This window comes from Aestuariivirga sp. (assembly GCF_046093005.1).
In the GTDB taxonomy this organism is placed as follows: Bacteria; Pseudomonadota; Alphaproteobacteria; order Rhizobiales; family Aestuariivirgaceae; genus Aestuariivirga.
In genome coordinates this window covers 36009-57891 of record NZ_JBJTER010000126.1, presented here as the reverse complement: position 1 = coordinate 57891, position 21883 = coordinate 36009, and the positions used below count along the sequence as shown (strand labels likewise).

The 21883-nt window shown below is 65.9% G+C and carries 20 protein-coding genes and 1 pseudogene; 16 read left to right on the top strand and 5 right to left on the bottom strand.

The genetic code is table 11. The features are described from left to right. Positions 1–246 (bottom strand): annotated as a pseudogene (locus ACKOED_RS11210) (two-component sensor histidine kinase); the annotation flags it as partial. Beyond that, positions 243–902, bottom strand: coding sequence for a response regulator transcription factor (locus ACKOED_RS11205; RefSeq protein WP_408916676.1), 660 nt, complete (start codon positions 900–902; stop codon positions 243–245). The pseudogene ACKOED_RS11210 and the gene ACKOED_RS11205, both read right to left, overlap by 4 nt. Before the next feature lie 150 nt (positions 903–1052). On the opposite strand from ACKOED_RS11205, the gene ACKOED_RS11200 reads away from it, so the two are divergent. From ACKOED_RS11200 to ACKOED_RS11140, 13 genes are all read left to right on the top strand, one after another. Beyond that, positions 1053–1334: a PepSY domain-containing protein gene (locus ACKOED_RS11200; protein ID WP_408916675.1), complete on the top strand. Its 282-nt coding sequence runs from the start codon at positions 1053–1055 to the stop codon at positions 1332–1334. Between the two features lie 98 nt (positions 1335–1432). After that, positions 1433–1774 carry a hypothetical protein gene (locus tag ACKOED_RS11195; protein WP_408916674.1) on the top strand — a complete coding sequence of 114 codons (342 nt, stop codon included), beginning with the start codon at positions 1433–1435 and terminating at the stop codon, positions 1772–1774. A gap of 22 nt (positions 1775–1796) precedes the next feature. Further along, positions 1797–2267: a DUF2271 domain-containing protein gene (locus ACKOED_RS11190; protein WP_408916680.1), complete on the top strand. Its 471-nt coding sequence runs from the start codon at positions 1797–1799 to the stop codon at positions 2265–2267. Positions 2268–2280: 13 nt separating this feature from the next. After that, positions 2281–4485, top strand: a complete 2205-nt coding sequence (locus ACKOED_RS11185) for a PepSY domain-containing protein (protein WP_408916673.1) — start codon at positions 2281–2283, stop codon at positions 4483–4485. Next, positions 4466–5452 (top strand): FAD:protein FMN transferase, encoded by a 987-nt coding sequence (locus ACKOED_RS11180; protein ID WP_408916672.1) that lies wholly within the window; start codon positions 4466–4468, stop codon positions 5450–5452. Before ACKOED_RS11185 ends, ACKOED_RS11180 begins: the two co-directional genes overlap by 20 nt. 88 nt (positions 5453–5540) lie before the next feature. After that, complete coding sequence (locus ACKOED_RS11175; RefSeq protein ID WP_408916671.1) at positions 5541–6509, top strand: ABC transporter substrate-binding protein; 969 nt, start codon at positions 5541–5543, stop codon at positions 6507–6509. Between the two features lie 44 nt (positions 6510–6553). Further along, entirely contained in the window at positions 6554–7567 is a 1014-nt protein-coding gene (locus ACKOED_RS11170) for a glycine betaine/L-proline ABC transporter ATP-binding protein (protein ID WP_408916670.1), read from the top strand. After that, positions 7564–9558, top strand: coding sequence for an ABC transporter permease (locus tag ACKOED_RS11165; protein ID WP_408916669.1), 1995 nt, complete (start codon positions 7564–7566; stop codon positions 9556–9558). Before ACKOED_RS11170 ends, ACKOED_RS11165 begins: the two co-directional genes overlap by 4 nt. 52 nt (positions 9559–9610) lie before the next feature. Further along, positions 9611–12052, top strand: coding sequence for an FAD-dependent oxidoreductase (locus ACKOED_RS11160; protein WP_408916668.1), 2442 nt, complete (start codon positions 9611–9613; stop codon positions 12050–12052). A 222-nt stretch (positions 12053–12274) separates the two neighbouring features. Further along, positions 12275–12637 (top strand): hypothetical protein, encoded by a 363-nt coding sequence (locus ACKOED_RS11155; RefSeq protein WP_408916667.1) that lies wholly within the window; start codon positions 12275–12277, stop codon positions 12635–12637. Between the two features lie 6 nt (positions 12638–12643). Then, positions 12644–13519 (top strand): hypothetical protein, encoded by an 876-nt coding sequence (locus ACKOED_RS11150; RefSeq protein WP_408916666.1) that lies wholly within the window; start codon positions 12644–12646, stop codon positions 13517–13519. A gap of 186 nt (positions 13520–13705) precedes the next feature. Next, positions 13706–14275, top strand: a complete 570-nt coding sequence (locus tag ACKOED_RS11145) for a hypothetical protein (RefSeq protein WP_408916665.1) — start codon at positions 13706–13708, stop codon at positions 14273–14275. 8 nt (positions 14276–14283) lie between these two features. Then, a complete protein-coding gene (locus ACKOED_RS11140) occupies positions 14284–14568 on the top strand; it encodes a hypothetical protein (RefSeq protein ID WP_408916664.1) in 285 nt (94 codons plus the stop codon). Positions 14569–14823: 255 nt separating this feature from the next. Here the strand turns inward: ACKOED_RS11140 and ACKOED_RS11135 are convergent, their stop codons facing one another. Further along, positions 14824–15258, bottom strand: coding sequence for a hypothetical protein (locus tag ACKOED_RS11135; protein ID WP_408916663.1), 435 nt, complete (start codon positions 15256–15258; stop codon positions 14824–14826). Positions 15259–15600: 342 nt separating this feature from the next. Here ACKOED_RS11135 and ACKOED_RS11130 point away from each other — a divergent pair, with 342 nt between their 5' ends. After that, on the top strand, positions 15601–16497 hold the full coding sequence (locus ACKOED_RS11130; protein ID WP_408916662.1) for an MBL fold metallo-hydrolase: 897 nt from the start codon (positions 15601–15603) through the stop codon (positions 16495–16497). Here the strand turns inward: ACKOED_RS11130 and ACKOED_RS11125 are convergent. Both ACKOED_RS11125 and ACKOED_RS11120 read right to left on the bottom strand, forming a co-directional pair. Next, entirely contained in the window at positions 16470–18104 is a 1635-nt protein-coding gene (locus ACKOED_RS11125) for a long-chain-fatty-acid--CoA ligase (protein WP_408916661.1), read from the bottom strand. The two genes, ACKOED_RS11130 and ACKOED_RS11125, sit on opposite strands and share 28 nt — an antisense overlap. 7 nt (positions 18105–18111) lie before the next feature. Then, on the bottom strand, positions 18112–19518 hold the full coding sequence (locus ACKOED_RS11120; RefSeq protein WP_408916660.1) for an amidase: 1407 nt from the start codon (positions 19516–19518) through the stop codon (positions 18112–18114). Between the two features lie 94 nt (positions 19519–19612). Between ACKOED_RS11120 and gabT the strand changes: the two genes are divergently transcribed. Then, complete coding sequence (gene gabT, locus ACKOED_RS11115) at positions 19613–20914, top strand: 4-aminobutyrate--2-oxoglutarate transaminase (RefSeq protein WP_408916659.1); 1302 nt, start codon at positions 19613–19615, stop codon at positions 20912–20914. Between the two features lie 27 nt (positions 20915–20941). After that, positions 20942–21856 carry a fatty acid desaturase gene (locus tag ACKOED_RS11110; RefSeq protein WP_408916658.1) on the top strand — a complete coding sequence of 305 codons (915 nt, stop codon included), beginning with the start codon at positions 20942–20944 and terminating at the stop codon, positions 21854–21856. The last annotated feature ends 27 nt before the right edge of the window (positions 21857–21883 follow it).

Here is a 21883-nt window from a genome sequence, read left to right as displayed (position 1 = left end):
GTATTCGCCATGTTCGCGAATGACGCCAAGCCGCTGGTTGACGCCGTCGTCCTCGCGCTCGACGATGTCGACCACCGCCAGCGGCAACAGCCGCTGGGCGGTTTCCTGAAGCGCTGAATCGAATACCCGGTCCATGTCGCGCCGGAGCAGCAGCCCGGTCGCCGTGGCGGCGGTGATCCACAGCAGCGTCAGCAGAAGGCCGAGCGAGACGCCGAGCCGCGCCTGAAGGCTCAGTGGCTTTTTCACGGCGGCCCCAGCCGGTAGCCGAGGCCGCGCTCGGTCTCGATCACCGCGGCGCCGAGCTTCTTGCGCAGCCGGCTCACATGCACCTCGATGGCGTTGCTTTCGACGTCCTTATCGAAGGCATAGAGCTTCTCTTCGAGCTGCGCCTTGGACAGAAGCTGGCCGGGCCTGGCGAGAAAGGCTTCGAACAGCGCCCATTCGCGCGCCGTGAGCGTGACCGGCCGTCCCTGCCGCCTGATGCTGCGCGCCGCCTGATCGATTTCGAGGTCGCCGTGGGCGATCAGCGGATTGGGGTTGCCGGCATAGCGGCGCGCCACCGCGCCGATGCGCGCCGAGAGCTCGGCGAGATCGAACGGCTTGACCAGATAATCGTCGGCGCCGGCGTTGAGCCCGGCGATGCGGTCCGACACCTGGTCGAGCGCGGTGAGGATGATCACCGGCGTCACATCGCCTTTGGCGCGGATGGATTTGAGAAACGGGATGCCGCGGCCGTCGGGCAGCATCAGATCGAGCAGCACAAGGTCATAGGCGGCGCTGACAATGGCGTCGCCCGCCGCATCGAGCCTGGTCACCCAGTCGGCGGAATGGCCATCCCCGGCGATCTGGTCGCGGATCGCGGCGCCCAGCACGGCATCGTCCTCGATCAACAGAATGCGCATGGAGTGCTGGGTTTCCCGGCCTGTGGTTCACTTGCTTCCTGATGCGCGCCCCTTAAGGCAGGCTGACGGCCAGTCTTGAGGGTCTTCAGCATCCTGTCAGTTTCGGCCTGCAAGATATGGCGCGTCCGGACCTACCACAAACGGGATGCGATGCGAAAGATACTGGCGTTAATGGCCTTTCTGGCGGGCTTTCCGGCCGCCGCCGCCCATGCCGATGACGCCTGTCTGGCGCCCATGGCGGATTGGCAGCCGCGCGCCGCCGTCGTTGACCTCGCCAGATCCAAGGGTTGGACGGTGCGCCGTATCAAGATCGACGATGGCTGCTACCAGATCGAGGCCCGCGATGCCGAAGGCCGCCCGGTCGAGGCGCTGGTGCATCCGGCAACGCTCAAGGTGCTGGAGATTGAACCGGGCGAGTCCGGGGAAGACTGACAGTCTGACGGCAAGCTGACGAAGAAACACCGGCGCCGTCAGGAAGCCCTCAGCCGAAGCTCCCAGTGTGGTCTCCATCAACCAAGGAGACACTGCCCATGACCAAGACCCTCAGCCTGTTGCTTGCCGCTACGGCACTTTCGGCGGCAATCGCGGTGCCCGCGTGGAGCGCCATGCGGGCCGCCATGCCAGGAGCCGGACAGGCCGCGCCGCAACTGATTCTCATCGATGACGATGACGATGACGATGACGATGATCAGGAATATGCGCTCAAAACCGGCAAGCGCGATCACCGCGACGATGAAGACGATGACGATGACTGCGAGGATGATGACGGCGCCTGTGGCGGCGCCATGAACCCGGCGCCGGCCGGCAAGACATCGCCGCCGCCGAATGGGCTGTTTGGCAAGGGCGAACCGCCGAAGGCCCAGGTCAACTGAACTTCCGAAAGCACGAATCATGATGAAACCGCTTCTCGGCGCGCTGGCATTGTCCACCGCGCTCACCCTGCCGGGCGCGGCCATGGCCCGTCCGGTGACCTTCACCACCGAACTCAACAGCTATGGTGGCAACGGCGCCTATCTGGCCTTCTATGTCACCGACAAGTCCGGCGCGTATGCCGGCAGCCTGTGGATGGCCGGCGGTAAATCGAGATACTACAAGCATCTGACCGGCTGGTACCAGGCGACGGGCGGCGACACCGCGCAGGTCGATGGCATTACCGGCGCCAGCGTCGGCCAGGGCCGGACGCTGGAGATCACGCTCGATCTGGCCGATGCGCTGTTCGAGGCGGGCTACACGCTCCACATCGACGCCGCTGTCGAGGACATGCGCGACAGCCCGCGCGAGATCTCGGTTCCGCTCACCGCGGCGGGTGCGGGACAGCCGGTCAAAGGCCGCCGCTACGTTTCGAGCTTCAGCTACGGCTTGTGAGCGGGAGGCCTTGATGATCCGCATGCTGCACCGCTGGCCGGGGCTTCTGGCGTTGGCGCTCGTCACGCTGCTGGCGCTGAGCGGGGCCGGTCTTTCGGTGTTTCCGGCGGCCGAACGGCTCGCCGCGCCGCAGGCCGAGGCCGGTCTTGACGTGGCCGCCCTCGCCGCCCGCGTGAAGACGGTCTACCCCGGCGTCGAGCAGATCAAGAGGGCGCCGTCTGGGCGCATCACCGCCTATTGGTTCGACGGCGGCACGCCCGGCGCGGCGGTCATCGATCCGGCCACCGGACGGGCGGTCGCGGAGCCCGGGCCAGGCCGTGTTCAGCGCTGGCTCACGGTGTTTCACCGCTCGCTGTTCATGGAGGACCGGGGCCGCCTCGTCATGGCGTCGGGCGCCTTGGCGATGCTTCTCCTCTCACTGTCAGGCGTCATGCTGATGGCGCGGCGGGCCGGCGGCTGGAGGAATCTGGCCAGGCCGTTCAAGGGGCCGTTGGCCAGCCGCCTGCATGCCGAACTGGCGCGCGCCGCGGTGGCGGGCCTCGTTCTGTCCTCGGCGACGGCACTGTGGATGACGGCATCGACCTTTGATCTTCTGCCCGCCGACGCCCGTGTTGCCGCATTAACCGCCGTGCCCAGCGGCAAGACTGGCATGCCGGTGGGCCGCATCACGGTGCTGACGGAAACCCCGGTCACTGACTTGCGCGAATTGAGCTTCCCCGACCCGGCCGATCCGTCGAGCGTCTATGAACTCCTGACCGGCCAGGGCAGCGGCAAGATCGACCAGGGCACCGGCCTATTGCTTGGCTGGACCGCCCCTGGCCCACGGGAGCGCGCCGCCGAGACCATCGCCATGCTGCACACCGGCCAGGGCGCGCCGGTGCTGGGTCTGGTGCTGGGCTTCATGGCGCTGAGCGTTCCGGCGATGGGCGTGACGGGTGCCGTGCAATGGATGGCCGCGCGGCGAGGGCGGCCGCGTATCCGCGGCAACCAGCCCGCCCATGTGGCGCAGACCGTCCTGCTGGTGGCCAGCGAAGGCGGCAGCACGTGGGGCTTTGCCGCAACACTGCACGAGGCGTTGCGCGCGGCTGGTCAGAAGGTGCATGCCGCGCCACTTGGCGCCTTTGACCCGGCCCGCTACGCCAACGCCCGGCGCATGATCATTCTCGCCGCCACCTATGGCGATGGCGATGGGCCGGCCGCCGCGGCGGGCTTCCTCGACCGTTTCACGGAACATGCCGCGGCAAAACTGCCGCTCGCCGTGCTGGGCTTTGGCGACCGCAATTTTCAGCACTTTTGCGGCTTCGCGAGCGAGATCTCCCAACGCGCCAGCCAGCAAGGCTGGCCCGAGCTTCTGCCTTTCGCCACAGTGGACCGCCAGTCGGCGCAGGATTTCGCCCGCTGGGGCCGCGACCTCGCCGCCAGGCTGGGCATCGGCCTCGACCTCGTTCATTTGCCGCCGCGGCCCGAGGCCCATCCGCTGAGGCTTGTCTCGCGCCGCGACTATGGCGCCGATGTCCAGGCGCCCACGGCGATCCTGCGCTTCGCGCTCCCGCGCGTTCCGCTGTGGCGGCGGCTGGCGGGCGGGGGCTTCGGGCGGTTTCAGGCGGGTGACCTGCTGGCGGTGGTGCCGAAGGGCTCAGCCGTACCGCGCTTTTATTCGCTGGCCTCCGCGGCGCATGATGGCTTCATCGAGATCGCGGTGAGAAAGCAGCCGGGCGGCCTGTGCTCGGGCGAATTGATGGCGCTGGCGCCCGGCGCCACCGTCTCGGCCTTCCTCAAGCGCAATCCCCGCTTTCATGCGGATAGGAGCCGCGCACCACTGATTCTGATCGGGGCTGGCGCGGGCGTCGCGCCGCTTGCCGGTTTCATCCGCGCCAATGCCCGCCGCCGGCCGGTGCATCTGTTCTTCGGCATGCGCCATCCTCAGAGCGATTTCCTCTATGACGGGGAAATCGCCGGCTGGCTCAGCGATGGCCGGCTGAAACGCCTGGCCACCGCCACATCGCGGGCTGAGCGGCCGCATTATGTGCAGGACGCGCTGCGGCTGAATGCGGCTGAGCTTGCGCGGCTGGTCGCTGCGGGCGCGCGGGTGATGGTATGCGGCAGACGCGACATGGCGGCGGGCGTATCCGAGGCGCTGTCCCAAATCCTGGCGCCCTGCGGTGTTTCGCTGGACCGGCTCAAGGCGGAGGGGCGCCATGTCGAAGACGTTTATTGAAGGCGGGCTCATCCGCCATGCGCTGAACGGCCCCACCATGGGCACGCGCTGGACGGCCGTGTTCCATGCTGAACGGGGATTTGATGCCGAACCGCTGCGCCAGGCGCTGCAGGCGGCGGTGGACGAGGTCGACAATCAGATGTCCGCCTGGAAGCCGGCAAGCGACATGAACCGCCTGTCCGCCGCGCCGGCTGGCGAATGGCTTGAGGTTCCGCGCCATCTCCTCGCCGTGCTGCGCCTCGGTGTCGAAATCGGGCAGGCATCCGGCGGCGCCTTTGACATCGGCCTTGGTGACGCCGTCAGTGCCTGGGGGTTCGGGCCCGATACGGCATCGGCGGCGCGAATCAGGGCCGCGCGGGTGGCGCGGCGCCGCCCGGCCCATGAGCTTCTGGAGTTCGGCGAAGGCCGGGTGCGCAAGCTGGCGCGGCTGGTGCTCGATCTCAACGGTATCGCCAAGGGCTATGGCGTTGACCGGCTGTCGGAAACCCTGAAACACGCCGGAATCGCCTCTGGACTGGTGGGGATTGACGGCGAGATGCGGGCTTTGGGGCTCCGCTCCGATGACACGCCGTGGGCGATTGCCGTTGAGACGCCTGACCCGGCGCGGCGTGCCGCCCATGCGGTGCTGGAACTCGAGGATGCGGCGGTGGCCACCTCCGGCGATTACCGCCATTGGATCGAAGCCGGCGGCCGCCGCCTTTCGCACACCATGGACCCGCGGCGCGGCGCCCCGCTTGAAAACAGCCCCGCTTCGGTCACCGTGGTCGCGGAGCGTTGCGCCGCGGCCGACGCCTGGGCCACCGCCCTCATGGTGCTGGGGCCGGAGCGGGGCGCGGCGCTGGCCAAACAGCGCGGACTTGACGCCCTGTTTCTTGTCCGAGATAGCCGGGGCGGTGCGGAAGATTTGCCGTTAGGTAAACTCTTCGCCGCGGGTGGCGCGGATGCCGCCGGTCCGGAATGCCGTTGACAGGCTTTGCGCCGCAAGCCTTACTCTCTCACAGGGGCAGCAAAACACGCCGGGCGGAAGACCCGTCGCAAAACTTGGGAAGAGAACGATGAGCATCAGATCGCAGGTAAAGTATTTGGCTGGCCTTGGGGTTGCAGCGCTGATCGGGCTTGCCGCCATTGCGCCGGCCAAGGCGGCGGTCTCCACCGATCCCGTGAAGCTCACGCTGCATGATTGGACGGGCCAGCTGATCACCACGCAGCTGATGGGCGAGATTCTCAAGAAGGCCGGGATCAACGTCGAATATGTCCAGGCTGATTATCTGGCGCAATTCACCGGGCTGCAGACCGGCGACCTGCATGTTGCCATGGAAATTTGGGAAACCACCGGCCGCGACGCCATGGATGCCGCCACCGCCACCGGCAAGGTCGAGGTGTTCGGCCCCACTGGCATGAAAGCCAAGGAGGAATGGTGGTATCCCGCTTATATGAAGGAGGCCTGTCCGGGTCTTCCCAACTGGGAGGCGCTCAAGGACGAGGCCTGCGCCAAGGCCTTCGCCACGGCGGAGACGGAGCCCAAGGGCCGCTATCTCGGCGGGCCGGTGACCTGGGGCGGCTTCGATGACGAGCGCGTGCAGGCCCTCGGCCTGCCCTTCGAGGTGATCCATGCCGGCACCGATGCCGCGCTGTTCGCCGAGCTCGAAAGCGCCTATCAGCGCAAGGCGCCCATCATGCTCTGGATCTACGCGCCGCACTGGGCGCCGTCGAAGTATCAGGGTGAGTGGGTCGAGTTCCCCGCTTACACCAAGGAATGCTACGCCGATCCGGCCTGGGGCAGCAACAAGGACATGGCTTATGACTGCGGCAAGCCTTCGGGAGAAATCTGGAAGGCCGGCTGGGCCGGCCTCAAGGACAAGTGGCCCACCGCCTACACGGCCATCAGGAATTTCAGCCTCGACAATGACGAGATGGGCAAGATGATCACCGAGGTCGATCTCGACGGCAAGAAGATCGAGGACGTGGTCGCCGGCTGGATGAAGGCCAACGAAGCGCGCTGGAGCGCCTGGATCAAGAACTGACGGTCAGGCGCCAGCCGCCTGCCGTAGCCATCCGCCGGGGGCCGATGCCGCGCGACAAGCTGATTTGCCGCAATGTCTGGAAGATTTTTGGCGCCGGCTCCTTGGCGGAGCTGGCGGCGCTCGGCGGCAACCCCAGTCCGGCGCAATGCCAGGCGGCGGGCCTCGTGCCCGCGGTGCGCGATGTCAGCCTCAACGTGCGCGAGGGCGAGAACTTCGTGATCATGGGGCTTTCGGGCTCCGGCAAGTCGACGCTGGTGCGCTGCATGTCGCGGCTCGTCGAACCCACGGCGGGCGAAGTCATCTTCAACGGCCGGGATCTGCTGGCCGCTTCCGAATCTGAAATGATCGATATCCGCCGCCACAAGATGGGCATGGTGTTCCAGCATTTCGCGCTGCTGCCGCATCTGAGCGTTCTCGACAATGTGGCCTTCCCGCTGGCGATCCAGGGCATCTCCCGCGAAGCCCGCGAGGCGCGGGCCCGCGAGATGATCGAGCTTGTCGGGCTGGCGGGCCGCGCGGCGGCGTTTCCGCGCGAGCTCTCCGGCGGCCAGCAGCAGCGCGTCGGCATCGCGCGCTCGCTCGCCGTGGAACCGGAACTGTGGTTTCTCGATGAACCCTTCTCGGCGCTCGATCCGCTGATCCGCCGGGAATTGCAGGAAGAGTTCATGCGGCTGCAGGCCGTGTTGCGCAAGACCATCGTGTTCATCACCCATGACTTCGATGAGGCGATCCGGCTCGCCGATCGCATCGCCATCATGAAGGACGGCGCCATCGAGCAGGTGGGAACCGCCGAAGAAATCGTCACCGCGCCGGCTACCGCCTATGTGAGGGAATTCACGCGGGCCGTTCCCAAGGCCAAGGTGGTCCGCGCCCGCTCGATCATGACGCCGGGAACAGCGACCGCGAGCATTCCAGCGGTGCCCGCCTCCGCTTCGATTGCCGATATCGCGCCCCGCTTCCTCACCGGCGTTGACCTGATGCGGGTGACCGATGACCGCGGTGCGACGGTTGGGCTTCTGCGGCGCGACGATGTCGTGCGGCTGATGCTGGGAGGGTGAGTGCTGTGAAATCCGCCGCCTCTTCCGGCCCCGCCGCGGCGCTGTTGCTGCTGGTGGCTTTCCTCATCACGGTGGTGTTCGTCATCCTCGGCGAGGAAGCGGTGAAATGGGCCTTCGACTGGCCAAAGGCCTGGACACTTCCGGCGGCGAGCTGGATCGGCGGTTTCATGAACTGGCTTACCACCGACGCGGCCATCGGCCCGCTGCGCTTTTCCGATGTCACGCGATTGCTCGCGGCCGTGGTCGATGTGCCCTATCGCATGGTGCTGGCGCTGCTCTCCACCGGTTTCGCGGCGGGCGAGGGCAGCGGCGCCCGGATGATCCTGCCGCCCGTCTCCTGGCTGGCGGTGACCGCGGTGTTCGTGCTGCTCGGCTATTATGCCGGGGGCGTCCGTCTGGCGCTGCTCGAGGCGGCCTGCCTTGGCTTCGTCGCGGTGTTCGGCCAGTGGGCCAGCGCCATGCTGACGCTGGCCTCGATCCTGGTGGCGGTGCCGCTGGGCGTGGCCGGCGGTCTTGCGCTGGGAATACTCGCCTATCGCTTCCAGTGGGTGGACCGCGCCCTGAAGCCGCTGCTGGACCTGATGCAGACCATCCCCGTCTTCGCCTATCTGGTGCCGATCCTGATCCTGTTCGGCTTCGGGCCAACCGCCGCCGTGGTGGCGACCCTGATCTACGCCATGCCGCCGATGACCCGCATCACCACCCTGGCGCTGCAGCGGGTCACGCCGGAAATCCATGATCTCGGGCGCATGGTGGGCTGCAACCGGCAGCAGATGACCTGGCAGGTGCTGGTGCCAAGCGTGAAGGACGCGCTGATGGTGGGCGTCAACCAGGTCATCATGCTGTCGCTCAACATGGTGATCATCGCCTCGATGATCGGCGCGGGCGGTCTTGGCTTCGATGTGCTGGCGGCGCTGCGGCGGCTCGATTTCGGGGCGGGCCTCGAAGCCGGTTTCGCGATCGTGGCGCTGGCCATCGCGCTTGACCGGCTGAGCCAGGCCTTCGCGCGGCGCAAGCCCGGCCCGCCGCGGCAGGGTGGCTTCGTGGCGCGCAACCCCTATCTGACAGCCGTCCTGGCGCTGCTGGCGGCGGGAAGCCTCCTGTCGCTGCTCATGCCGGGCATGCGGGATTTCCCGGAGGCCGCGCGCCTTTCAACCGGGCCGTTCTGGTCAGACCTGATGGCATGGATCAACGTCAATTACTTCGACACGCTGGAAGCAGTGAAGACCACGGTGCTGACAGGCCTGCTGCTGCCTGTGAAGCGATTCCTTCTCGGGCTGCCGTGGTTCGGCGTGGTGCTGCTGCTGGCGGCGCTGGGCTACCGGCTGGGCGGCTGGCGGCTGGCGGTGCTGGCGGGCGGGCTGGCGCTGTTGATCGCCGCCTCCGGGCAGTGGGAAAAAGCGATGATCACCGTCTATCTGTGCGGCGTCTCGGTGGTGCTGGCCATGGCGATTGGCCTTCTGGCCGGCGTCGCGGTGGCGGAGCGTGATCTGTTGTGGCGCGGTGTGCAGGCGGTGATCGACACGCTGCAGACGCTGCCGTCCTTCGTCTATCTGATGCCCGCGGTGATGCTCTTCCGGGTCGGCGATTTCACCGCCATGCTGGCGGTCATCGCCTATGCCATCGTCCCCGCCATCCGCTACACCGTGCTCGGCCTTCAGGGGGTCGATCCGCGGATCATCGAGGCCGGCCGCGCCATGGGCTGCACGCGCTGGCAGATCCTGACCCGCATCAGGCTCAAGCTGGCGCTGCCGGAGATCCTGCTGGGCCTCAACCAGACCATCATGTTCGCGCTGTCCATGCTGGTCATCACCGCGCTGGTCGGCACCCGCGATCTGGGGCAAGAAGTCTATATCGCCTTGACCAAGGCCGATCCCGGCCGCGGGCTGGTGGCGGGGCTGGCGGTGGCGTTCATCGCCATCATCGCCGACCGGCTGATCCACGCCGCGGCCCGCAAGGAACGCGCGCGCCTTGGTCTTGCCGGGGCGTAAACATGGTACGAAGGCATCACCGCCGGAAAGACAAACACGAAACGAGATCGTCATGACGCTTCCCACCCAGGCCCAGATCGTCGTCATCGGCGGCGGCATCATCGGCTGCTCGACGGCCTATCATCTGGCGCGCGACCACAAGGCCGATGTTGTGCTGCTCGAACAGGGCCAGCTCACCAGCGGTTCAACCTGGCATGCGGCGGGCCTTGTGGGCCAGCTGCGCGCCTCGGCCTCGATCACCAGGGTGCTGAAATACTCCGTCGAACTCTACAAGGGCCTGGCCGCCGAGACCGGGCTTGAAACCGGCTGGAAGATGACCGGCTGCCTGCGGCTCGCCACCAACCCGGACCGCTGGACAGAGTTCCGGCGGCTGGCCACCACGGCGAAGAGCTTCGGCATGGAGATGCATCTGATCTCCCCCGCCGAGGTGAAGAAGATGTGGCCGCTGATGGAGGTGGATGACCTGGTCGGCGCCAGCTGGCTTCCCACCGACGGCCAGGCGAGCCCCTCGGACATCGCCCAGTCGCTGGCCAAGGGTGCCCGCATGCACGGGGCGCGGATTTTCGAGAATGTGCGGGTCACCGGCTTCCGCATTCACGAGGGCCGCATCACCCATGTCGAGACTGATCAGGGCACGATCGCCTGCGAGAAGGTGGCCAATTGCGGCGGCCAATGGGCCCGGCAGCTGGGCGCGCTTGCCGGCATCAACGTGCCGCTGCAGCCGGTGAAGCACCAGTACATCATCACCGAGCGCATTGCCGGGCTCACTGCGGATGCGCCCACCATCCGCGATCCGGACCGGCGGACCTATTTCAAGGAAGAAGTGGGCGGCCTCGTCATGGGCGGCTACGAATCCAACCCGCAGCCCTGGACAACGGGTGACGTGCCGCAGGACTGGCAGTTCCGGCTGTTCGACGATGATTACGATCATTTCGAGCAGCACATGGCGCATGCCATCGCGCGGGTGCCGGCGCTGGCCGAGGTGGGCGTCAAACGCATGATCAACGGCCCGGAAAGCTTTACGCCAGACGGGAACTTCATCCTCGGCCCCGCGCCTGAATGCGCCAATATGTATGTGGGGGCCGGCTTCAACGCTTTCGGCATCGCCTCGGGCGGAGGTGCGGGCTGGGTGCTGGCGCAGTGGATCGTCAGCGGCGAGGCGCCGCTCGATCTCTGGGTGGTCGATATCCGGCGCTTCTCGGACTTGCACAAAGACCGCGGCTGGGTATCGGCCCGCACCTGCGAGGCCTATGGCAAGCACTACACCATCGGCTATCCGCATGAGGAATATGAAAGCGGCCGCCCGCGCATCGTCTCGCCGCTCTATGAGCGGCTGAAGGCGCATGGCGCGGTGTTTGGCTCCAAGCTGGGCTGGGAGCGGCCCAACTGGTTCGCGCCGCCGGGTGTCACGCCGCGCGATGTCTATGCCATGGGGCGGCAGAACTGGTTTGCCTATGCCGGGGCCGAACATGCGCTGGTGCGCAATGCGGTGGGCATCTTCGATCAGTCGAGCTTCGCCAAATACGAAATCTCGGGGCCAGATGCCGCCGCGGCGCTGGAATGGATCTGTGCCGCCAGCATCGCAAGGCCGCCTGGCCGCATCGCCTACACCCAGCTGCTCAACAGCCGTGGCGGCATCGAGGCCGATCTTACGGTGGCGCGCCTCTCGGATGACCGCTTCTATGTGGTCACCGGCACCGGCTTCCGCACCCATGATCTGGCGTGGATCCGCGATCATCTGCCATCCGGCGCGCGCGTCGATATCGCCGATGTGACGGAAGCATGGGGCACGCTGTCGCTGATGGGCCCCAAGGCCCGCGACGTGCTGGCGGCGGCCACCGCGGCCGATGTCTCGAATGAGGCTTTCCCCTTTGGCCATGTCCGCGAGATCGCGGTGGCGGGCGTCAGGCTGCGGGCGCTGCGCATCACCTATGTGGGTGAGCTGGGCTGGGAGCTGCATGTGCCGCTTGCCGAAACCGGCCGGGTGTTCGACGCGCTGATGCTGGCGGGTGCTGCTTTCGGCATCAGGCCCGTGGGCTACCGGGCGCTCGAATCGCTGCGGCTTGAAAAGGGCTATCGCGCCTGGTCCTCCGACATCACGCCCAATGACACGCCCTTTGAGGCGGGCCTTGGCTGGGCCGTGAAGATGCGCGCCAACACGCCGTTCCTCGGCCGCGCGGCGCTGGCGGCATCGGCGGAAAAGCCGCTCGGCAAGAGGCTCGCGGGCTTCACCCTGGATAATCCTGAAGTGGTGCTGGTGGGGCGCGAAACCATTCTGCGCAACGGCGAGACGGTGGGTTACCTCACCTCCGGCGGCTTCGGCTACACGCTGAACAAGCCGGTGGGCTATGGCTATGTGCGTCACGCTGCGGGTGTCAGCGATGATTTCCTGCTGACCGGCCGATATGAGCTGGTGGTGGCGGGTGACGTGTTCCCCGCCACGATCGGGCTCCAGCCCTTCTATGATCCGGGCAATGCCAGGGTGAAGGCATGATTGCCGATCGGCACAGAAAGATCGTGGTCATCTGCGCAAAGGACATCTGGTCATAGTTCCGCCATAAACAAACGATTTCAACCTCCGCGATTTCGGGGCACATCTTCAGCAAGGCGGATATCGCGACTTTGCGACGGATCAAGCACGGCGTGTCGTTCCATCGCTTGATCCTGGATCGTTTGAGCCGCTTCCCTCTGCAGGAGGAGTGGAGAGAGGTTCACAATGCCGGAGTTCGTTCAGTTTCTCGGTAAGGCCTTGATTATAACCATCGCCACCGCAGTTCTGGTGATGGTTCTTGCGATCTTCTTCAAATGGCTCCCGCGCCTTGGGCCGAAACGTCCCACCATTAATGTGCGGGCTGCCGCCGCCTTGTTCGAGGAAGGGCGTTTCTTTGATGTCTTGCTGTCATCCGGCGAGCGCCTCCGGAACCTGCAGTTCGAGGGCATCGTTCAGGCGGATGCTGAGGCAGGATGGTCGCTGAGCCAACTCGCCGTGATGCGGCGGCGCAACGGGGGCAAGGTGATCCTGCGAATCGACAGTGTGCGCGTGTTCGAGGAAGTCGCGCCAGCTCCGTCTGAAAGATAACCCACGATGGCGTGCCGTATCGAACATTTCGTCTATGGGAGTGCCACCGGGCTGAAGCGCTTTCGCGCCACCGTGGCCGCCGGGATAGAGATCAGCACGTTGCCAGGCGGTCTCATCCTGCGCGAGACTCTTTGCTGGGCGCAAGACATTGACACAGCCGTCGGCCGGATCGAGGCGCTCGCGCTTGCGCAGGGTTTGCAATATGATGGATACGGACAGGACTTCGGCGCTGGCGATCAGGGCGCGGGCCTCGACATCCAGTACCAGGCCTTCACGGACAGGACAGGTATCAGGGCCGGTCACGGCTTTGCACTGCCCTTGCCAGATGGGCGGTTTGGTCATGCTGTCTATCTGGGCAGCAATCGGCAGGGCTATCTCTTGCTCGACATCAGCGCATTGGTCGCGGATCAGCCCGTCAGCCCCGATACCCTGAGGGATGCGCCACGACGGTATCGGCAGCCGATTCTTGTTTTTCATACCGGCTTTGACGCTCTACCGCTTGCGTCATTGGCGCCACTTGCGCGGCTGCCCTGCACGGTACTGTTCCGCTGTGGCATCGGCGAGCCCCCCGATCCCGAGGAGATCGCGCGGCTTGAGAGGCGCTTCGCGGTCTCTGCGACAGACACGCCTGAGGGCTGGAATGCCTTGCTGATGGCTTTGGCCGAAGCAGGTGAACGCCTGCCCGGGACGGACAGCTATGCCCTGTTCACGGCCCGCGCCGGACGGACCGGAACTCTGAAACTGATCGAAGATTACACCATGCTGCAATTTGCGGACAAGGACCGCTTGCCGATGCCGTGGCAACCTGCAAACATTCAAGAGATCATCGCCATTCTGGCCGGCGGACCAGACGTGATCGCAGCGGCGGACCACGTGACATGACCCGGCTGTATCGCATAACCAATCGTTTCTTGCTGGATTCCGGGGCCGTGTTGGCCACGACCGGGTATTATGACCGCGGCGATGCTTCCTTGCTTTACACCCCTGATCCCGCTGCCCCGAAGTTATGGCACGCAACCCGCGCATGCGTCGCCGGAAGGCGCGGCGCAGGGGGGGAGGATTAATGCCTTGTGCACCTTCATCACGCTGATAGCCGCCACCGATGACCTCGAGCGCGTGAATGCCGTTCTGGCGACACGCGACAGGCGCAGCAATGTCCGCCGGGCTGAGCGGGTTGATACCCCTGCCCTGCGGGCGCTTCTGACCGCGGATGAGCGGGAATATGTGATTTCCCGCGCGCCCTGCGATTGCGGCACCTTTCTCGGCAGCGCCCTTCGGCATGGGACAGACCCTGACGCCATGCGCGCCAGCGAGATCGCGCGCTATCGCCGCAAAGGCTGGTCCGAGGCGCGGATCGCGCGCGCTATGTCCGACAAGGACCACGCCGCCACGCGCCCCCCGCGCCAGCAGCCGAACGAGGACGCCGTCTACTGGATCGGCCTGATGACCGTGCTGGCGCAGGGGCTTGGACTGAAGCGGCTGGGCCTCATGCATCATTTCTATAGCAAATCTCCGGGTCAGGAGCCGGAAACGGCCACCCGCAGGGAGGCAGGCTTGGTAGGCGAGGCCGCCGAAGCGCTGGCCTTCATGGCGGATGCTGTCGTCCATGACTTCGAGACAGGGGTGCGCAGCCGATGAAGCCCGGTATGCGCGAACTGCTGCCGAAGCTCCGGGAAATCGGCTTCGGGATATGGGACCCCCTTGGCCTGGCTGGCGCCTGGAAAGACGGCGAAGCGATGGCTGACGAGTATGACAGCCATCTGCTTCTGGCTTTTTCGGCAGCCGCGGAGGGTGGCGACGCAGAGGCCATTTGTGAGCGTCTGCGCCGGGCTGAGGTTTGCATGGGTCTTGAAAACGGCGGGCCTGCCAATCGCCGTACGATAGCCGCGCGGGAGCTGCTGAACCTGTCCGGGAGAGCCGCCGCTGACTAATGTCAAGCAGCATACCAATCCGCACTGGAGGTGACCTTTCAATAGGTTGTCCATCCGGGCCAGATCGAGGACGCTGTGTTTGCAATAATACGGTATCTTTGGCGAGGTCCCGCTGAACATCCGCAGGCATTCGCGATTTACGCCCTTTGGCCGGGCGCGTGCCGTTCTGGCGGTACTGAGCGGGCAAACGCCCGATCCTTCCCCCTTGCTTCTTTGCCCCGGCTCTTTTTTCAACAACCGGGGGCCGCCCGTCCCTTACCACTGCATGTTGACGAATTCAGGCGAGCCCACCACGTTGGCGCCGCCGTTCACGAAGTAGCGCAAGTTTACTTTGGCGCGCAGCGCATACATGACGAGCCAGCTTAACACCTCGACGCGCAGCTTCTCGCCTGCCTCCACGCATTCGATATAGTCAATGCCGTCGCGGCGGCGCTGCACGATGATGGCCTTGATCTCGTTGGGCTTCATCCAGCCGGGGATATTCTCGTCCGCCAGCCACTGGCAGCGGAAGCTCTTGCACGGGTCCTGCGGATGGTTGCCGTAGATCGAGCACTTGCCCTCGGTGAGATAATAGCAGGGGCGGCCCTTCCAGAACGGGCGGCCATAGGCCTGGCCGCTCAGCCAGCCCTCGCAACAGGCACTGCAAGTGCCGCAAATACGCTTGGGCAAGGTCGGTACGGTATCTGTCATGGTTCTGTGAAGCCCCGGTATAATTGCTGGAACAATGCCTGATTTCGCCTCGTACACTCAATCATTAATTGATTTAACAAGTCTTCTGCAGTCAACAGTTTCAGGTCAGCCTGGAGCGATGGCGTTTCGCCGCATGAAACTCGTGAATCCTTGCCTTCACCCACGGCTTCCCCGCCGCTGCCAACTGGTCTAGGCTTTCATGGCATGCGCATGATCATCCCGCGAGACCCGCCGTTGCCAGGCAATCGCATGGCTGTCACCTGTAAAGAAAAATCAAATAAATCAATAGTTTGTGAAATATCTCCCAGCTGCCCCACAGGCGAGCAGTGAACGGCAGGCGATATGCGTGAGCTTGTCTTCGACCGCCAATTCAACGCCGTTCCCGGCGAGGTGGAGGTGTTGTCACCGTTGGTGCGCCGGGTGGTGGCGGGCAATGCCGGACCCTATACCTTCAAGGGCACCTCCACCTTCATCGTCGGGCGCGGTCAGGTGGCGGTGATCGATCCGGGGCCTGACGACCCCGCGCATCTTGACCGTCTCCTCCATGCGCTGCGCGGCGAGACGGTGAGCCATATCCTGGTCACCCATTCGCATGCCGATCATTCGCCGCTGGCCCCGGCCTTGCGGCAGGCAACGGGCGCGCGCACCCATGCCTATGGCGCGGTAGCCGCACCGGGCGGCGTGGCGGGCCTCAGGCTCGATGCCTCGATCGACCACAGCTTCGCGCCGGACATAAATCTCCGCGATGGCGATGCGGTGACCGGCCCCGGCTGGACGCTGAGGGCGCTGTTCACGCCCGGACACATGTCGAACCACCTGTGTTTCGCGCTCGCCGAAGAACAGGCGCTGTTCAGCGGCGATCATGTCATGTCCTGGGCAACCAGCGTGATTGCCCCGCCCGATGGCGACATGGGGCAGTATTTCATCTCGCTCGAAAAGCTGCTGGGACGGAACGATCTCGTCTACCATCCCGGCCACGGTCCGTCGCGGCGCGACCCCCTGTCCCTGGTGCAGGGCTATCTCGCCCACCGCCGCCTGCGTGAAGAGGCGATCCGGACCAGCGTCGAAAATGGCGCGCGCAGCGTGAGAGATGTGGTGGCGGTCGTCTATGAGGGGCTGGACCCGGCGCTGCATGGCGCGGCGTCGCTCTCCGCCACGGCCCATCTCGAGCACCTCGTGGCCCAGGGCCGCCTGAGAGTGAGCGACGGCGTCTATGAAGCCGTGCCGGGAAAGCGGTAATCGCGGAACCGCTCACGCAGGTCGAGCTTGGAGATCTTGCCGGTGGCGGTGTGCGGAATCTCGTCCACGAACTCGACGTCATCCGGCATCCACCACCTGGCGATCTTGCCCTCCAGATGGGCGCGGATCTCCGCCGCCGAAACCCCGGCGCCGGCCTTGCGCACCACGACCAGCAGCGGCCGCTCGCCCCATTCCGGATGCGCGAGGCCAATCGCCGCCGCCTCCTGCACGCCCGGGCAGGAAAGCGCCAGATTTTCGAGGTCAATCGAGGAAATCCACTCGCCGCCGGACTTGATCACATCCTTGGCGCGGTCGGTGATCTGCATGAAGCCCCATTCATCGATGGTGGCAACATCGCCGGTGTCGAACCAGCCTTCGGCGTCGAAGGCGGCAAGCCCCTCGCCCCTGAAATAGCTGCGCGCGACAGCGGGCCCCTTGACCTTGAGCCGCCCGAAAGTGCGGCCGTCATGGGGAAGCGTATTGCCCGCGTCATCGGTGATCTTCATGTCCACCATGAAGGGCGGGCGGCCCTGTTTCAGTTTCAGCGGCCACCAATCGGCGTCGGCAATGCCCGTTGGCCGGTTGGCGAGCGAACCGATCGGGCTCATCTCGGTCATGCCCCAGGCATGGATGACATCCGTGTCGTAATGCTCGACAAAGGCCCGCATGATCGCTTCCGGGCAGGCCGAGCCGCCGATCACCACGCGTTCCAGATGCGGCAGGCGCAGCTGCGGGTTCTTCTCGAGATGGGCGAGCAGCATCAGCCACACGGTGGGCACGGCCGCGGCAAAACTCACCTTGCCCGCCTCCAGCATTTCGTAAAGCGATGCGCCGTCGAGCTTCGCCCCCGGCATGACCATCGCGGCGCCCGAAATCGGCGCCGCGAAGGCCAGTGACCAGGTATTGGCGTGAAACATCGGCACCACCGGCATCACCGTGTCGCGGGCCGACAGCGCCATTGAGTCGCCCAGCGCGCACATCAGCCCATGCAGAACATTGGACCGGTGCGAATAAAGCACACCCTTGGGCTTGCCCGTGGTGCCGCTCGTGTAGCAGAGGCCGCAGGCGGTGTTCTCGTCGAAGGACGGCCAGGCGAAGCCGGCATCGCCCGCGGCCAGCAGGGTTTCATAGCAGATGGGATTGCGAAGCGTGGTGGCCGGCGGCATGTGGGCTTCATCGGTCATGATGATGAAGCCTTTGACGCGCGGCAGCCGCTCCTGCAGCGCTTCCAGCAGCGGCACGAAGGTGAGATCGGTGAATATCCACTGATCCTCGGCATGGTTGATGATATAGGCCAGCTGCTCGGTGAACAGGCGCGGGTTGAGCGTGTGGACGATGGCGCCGAGCCCCATCAGCCCATACCAGATTTCAAGATGCCGCCAGCTGTTCCACGCCATGGTGGCGATCACCGCGCCGAGCCTTAGCCCCAGCTGCTTTTCACAGGCCGAGGCCAGCGCCCGGGAGCGGCGGTTCAGCTCCGCATAATCGGTGCGGTGCAGCGGACCCTCGATGGAGCGTGAGACAATCGCGGTCCGCCCATGCCAGCGCGCCGCGTGATCGAGCACCTGGTGAACCAGCAGCGGAAAATCCTGCATCAGCCCGCGCATGTCCGGCTCAGCTCCGCGGCTCGATCGGGGTGATGACGCCGAGGCCCAGCGCCTCTTCGATGAAACGCGCGCCGGCGAACAGCCGCGCCTCGCCGCGGCCGGGCGCCACCACTTGCAGTCCAACCGGCAGGCCGGTCCTGGTGAAGCCGCAGGGAATCGAGACAGCCGGCGAGCCAGTGAGCGTGACCGCGTGTACGATCATCAGCCAGTCGACATAGGAGGAGAACTGCACGCCGTCGCATTCCGTTACGTAGCGCTGATCGGCCGGAAATGGCGGCACGATGGTGGTGGGGCAAAGGAGAAGATCATAGGTCTCGAAGACCGCCCGCATGCGGCGGACCATGGCGCCGCGCTGGGCCTCGGCGCGGGCGATCTCGGCGCCGGTGAGGGCGAGGCCGCGCTCGATGTTCCACACCACTTCGGGCTTGAGGAGATCGCGGTGCTGGTCAAGCAGCGGCTTCATGTTGGCATAGGCGAGCGCGCGCAGCACCTGTGCGCAATCCCGGGTTTCCGATAAGTCCGGGTGCGCCTCCTCGACGATCACCCCTTCGGCTGCAAGCTTGCCGGCTGCGGCCAGCACGAGGGCGGCCACTTCGCGGTCGACAGGCGGCAGCCCCAGATCGCGCGATACGGCGATGCGCCGCGGCCGCCAGCCGCTCCGCGCCGCCGCCACATAGGAAGTTCCGTCCGAGGGCAGCGACAGCGGGTCTTCCGGCTCCTCGCCCACCATGGCGTCGAAAATGAGCGCCAGGTCGGTGACGTTGCGGGCCATCGGACCTTCGACGCCCAGGGTCGAATCGATCTTGGAGAACACCGTGGCCGCCACCCGCCCCGGAGACGGCCTGAGGCCGGTAACCCCGCAGAAGCTCGCCGGGTTGCGCAGGGAGCCGCCAAGGTCGGAACCATGCCCCACCCAGGCCATGCCGGTGGCCAGCGCCACCGCCGCACCGCCGGATGAGCCCGAGGCCGAGAGCTTCGTGTTCCACGGGTTGCGGGTGAGGCCGAAAACCTCGTTAAAGGTGTGCGCTCCAGCCCCGAATTCGGGCGTGTTCGACATGGCATAGACGACGCCGCCCCGGCCTTCGAGATGGCGGACCAGAACATCGGACGTCTCCGCCACCCGGTCCCGGAAAATCGGCGAGCCCTGGGTGCAGCGCACGCCTGCCACATCGATCAGGTCCTTGATCGGCACCGGCAGGCCGGCCAGCGCGCCGCGCGCGGCGGGCGGCTTTTCCATCAGCGCGCGGGCATGGCCGCGGGCGCGCTCAAAACACAGGGTTGGGAGCGCGTTGACGGCCGGGTTCACCGCAGCGATCCGCCGCTCCAGCGCGTCAAGGCAGTCGAGCGGGGTAATGGCGCCGCCGCGCAAGCCTGCCACGATCTCCATGGCGGTCATCCGGATCAGATCAGTCATGCGCCAGCCTTTCTAAAGCATGGCATGAAATCCGTTTGCCGCCAGCCCGTCAACCGGCGTAAAAGCCAGCAGTCGCTTTTCCAGGGAGATGATCATGAACGCACCCGTCGCAGCCCCCGGCCTGAACAAGGAATGGGTGGAACGCCGCGCCAAGGCCGTCTCGCGCGGCATCAGCGCCGGCGCGCCGGTGATCGCGGCGCGCGCCGAAAACGCCGAAATCTGGGATGTCGAAAACAACCGCTACATTGATTTCGGCGGCGGCATCGCGGTGGTCAACACCGGCCACCGCCACCCGGCGGTGATGAAGCGGGTCTATGAGCAGCTCGAGGCCTTCACCCACACCTGCGCCATGGTGATGCCCTATGCGCCGTTCATCGAGGTCTGCGAGCGTCTCAACGCCGTGGCGCCGATCACCGGCCCGAAGAAGTCAGCCCTCGTCACCACCGGCGCCGAGGCGGTGGAGAATGCCATCAAATTCGCCCGCGCCTATACCGGCCGTTCGGACGTCATCGCCTTCCATGGCGGCTTCCACGGCCGCACCCTGCTCGGCATGTCGCTCACCGGCAAGGTGGTGCCCTACAAGGCCAAGTTCGGGCCGATGGCGCCCGGCGTGTGGCATGTTCCCTTCCCCGTCGCCCACAAGGGCCACACGGTGGATGAATCGATCCACGCCATCGAATGGCTGTTCAAGGCCGATGTCGAGCCGTCGCGGGTGGCGGCGATCATCATCGAGCCGGTGCAGGGCGAGGGCGGCTTCTATATCGCGCCCAAGGAGCTGATGGTGCGGCTGCGCAAGCTCTGCGACGATCACGGCATCCTGCTGATCGCCGACGAGATCCAGTCCGGCTTCGGCCGCACCGGCAAGTTCTTCGCCATGGAGCACTACGGCGTCGAACCCGATCTGATGACGGTCGCCAAGTCGCTGGCCGGCGGTTTCCCGCTCGCCGCGGTGGTGGGCCGCGCCAAGATCATGGATGCGCCGGAACCCGGCGGCATCGGCGGCACCTATGCCGGCAACCCCATTGCCTGCGCCGCCGCACTCGGCGTGTTCGACGCCTTCGCCCAGGACGACCTGCTCGACAAGGCCGAAAGACAGGGCAAGATCATCATGGAGCGTCTGCAGGCGATCAAGGCCAAGGGCCGCGGCATGCCGATCGGCGATGTGCGCGGGCTCGGCGCCATGTGCGCCTTCGAGCTCGTCACCCAGCATGGTGGCAACGAGCCCGACCCGGCCGGCGCCAAGGCGCTGGCGGCGAAGTGCCTGGAGCGCGGCCTGCTCATCCTCACCTGCGGCGTCTATGCCGATACGGTGCGCATGCTGACCCCGCTCACCGCCTCCGAGATGATCATCAAGGAAGGCCTCGACATTCTGGAGAGCGCCCTGCTCGGCAACTGAAGGGCCGAGGGGGCGACGAAGCCGGGCATGGCCAGAGAAACGCCGCGCGAGATCGAATGGCCGACGGTGGCGCTGATCGCCGCCGTCTACCTGGCTCTTGGGCTTGTCGTGTGGTTCCACGCCAGCCTGCCGTGGTGGCTGATCCTGCCCATCGGCGCCTATTGCACGGCGCTGCACTCCTCGCTTCAGCACGAGGTGCTGCACGGCCACCCCACCGGCAGCCGGCGGCTCAACGAGGCCATGGTGTTCATCGCGCCCGCCCTGTGGCTGCCCTTCCGCCGCTACAAGGAAACCCATCTCGCCCATCACAATGACGCCAACCTCACCGACCCGCAGCTCGACCCCGAATCCTATTACCAGCTGCCAGAGCACTGGGCGCAGGTGAAAGGCATCCGCCGCGTGCTGTTCGCGATCAACCAGACGCTGGCCGGCCGTATGCTGATCGGCCCCGCCGTCAGCATCGTGCAGTTCTGGGGCGCGGAGTTCCGCGACATCGCACGCGGCAACCGCGAGACGCTGACAGCCTGGGCATGGTTCGCCCTCTCGGCGGTGATCACCCTGTGGCTGGTGGTGGGCGTGGCCGGAATGCCGTTCTGGCAGTATTATCTGCTGATCGCCTATCCCGGCATTTCGCTGGCGCTGGTGCGCTCCTATTGCGAGCACCAGGCGGCGGAAGCGGTCGATCACCGCACCATCATCGTCGAGGCCTCGCCGTTCTGGTCGCTGCTGTTCCTCAACAACAATCTGCATGTGGCGCACCACGCGAAGCCCGGCCTCGCCTGGTACAAGCTGCCGGCCTTCTACCGCGCCGAGCGCGCCGCGCTGATCGCCCGCAACAACGGCTATCTGATGAAAGGTTACAGCCAGATTTTCAGCCGCTTCCTGTTCAGGGCCAAGGAGCCGATCCCCTACCCCGACATGAGCTGGCTCAGAAAGTTGTAGCGGCCATGCGCCGCCGAGGCTGGAACC

Bases quoted from the DNA above. Each gene is read 5' to 3' on its own strand.
- ACKOED_RS11205 (WP_408916676.1), bottom strand. From the start codon at position 902: ATGCGCATTCTGTTGATCGAGGACGATGCCGTGCTGGGCGCCGCGATC.
- ACKOED_RS11200 (WP_408916675.1), top strand. From the start codon at position 1,053: ATGCGAAAGATACTGGCGTTAATGGCCTTTCTGGCGGGCTTTCCGGCC.
- ACKOED_RS11195 (WP_408916674.1), top strand. From the start codon at position 1,433: ATGACCAAGACCCTCAGCCTGTTGCTTGCCGCTACGGCACTTTCGGCG.
- ACKOED_RS11190 (WP_408916680.1), top strand. From the start codon at position 1,797: ATGAAACCGCTTCTCGGCGCGCTGGCATTGTCCACCGCGCTCACCCTG.
- ACKOED_RS11185 (WP_408916673.1), top strand. From the start codon at position 2,281: ATGATCCGCATGCTGCACCGCTGGCCGGGGCTTCTGGCGTTGGCGCTC.
- ACKOED_RS11180 (WP_408916672.1), top strand. From the start codon at position 4,466: ATGTCGAAGACGTTTATTGAAGGCGGGCTCATCCGCCATGCGCTGAAC.
- ACKOED_RS11175 (WP_408916671.1), top strand. From the start codon at position 5,541: ATGAGCATCAGATCGCAGGTAAAGTATTTGGCTGGCCTTGGGGTTGCA.
- ACKOED_RS11170 (WP_408916670.1), top strand. From the start codon at position 6,554: ATGCCGCGCGACAAGCTGATTTGCCGCAATGTCTGGAAGATTTTTGGC.
- ACKOED_RS11160 (WP_408916668.1), top strand. From the start codon at position 9,611: ATGACGCTTCCCACCCAGGCCCAGATCGTCGTCATCGGCGGCGGCATC.
- ACKOED_RS11155 (WP_408916667.1), top strand. From the start codon at position 12,275: ATGCCGGAGTTCGTTCAGTTTCTCGGTAAGGCCTTGATTATAACCATC.
- ACKOED_RS11150 (WP_408916666.1), top strand. From the start codon at position 12,644: ATGGCGTGCCGTATCGAACATTTCGTCTATGGGAGTGCCACCGGGCTG.
- ACKOED_RS11140 (WP_408916664.1), top strand. From the start codon at position 14,284: ATGCGCGAACTGCTGCCGAAGCTCCGGGAAATCGGCTTCGGGATATGG.
- ACKOED_RS11135 (WP_408916663.1), bottom strand. From the start codon at position 15,258: ATGACAGATACCGTACCGACCTTGCCCAAGCGTATTTGCGGCACTTGC.
- ACKOED_RS11130 (WP_408916662.1), top strand. From the start codon at position 15,601: ATGCGTGAGCTTGTCTTCGACCGCCAATTCAACGCCGTTCCCGGCGAG.
- ACKOED_RS11125 (WP_408916661.1), bottom strand. From the start codon at position 18,104: ATGCGCGGGCTGATGCAGGATTTTCCGCTGCTGGTTCACCAGGTGCTC.
- ACKOED_RS11120 (WP_408916660.1), bottom strand. From the start codon at position 19,518: ATGACTGATCTGATCCGGATGACCGCCATGGAGATCGTGGCAGGCTTG.
- gabT (WP_408916659.1), top strand. From the start codon at position 19,613: ATGAACGCACCCGTCGCAGCCCCCGGCCTGAACAAGGAATGGGTGGAA.
- ACKOED_RS11110 (WP_408916658.1), top strand. From the start codon at position 20,942: ATGGCCAGAGAAACGCCGCGCGAGATCGAATGGCCGACGGTGGCGCTG.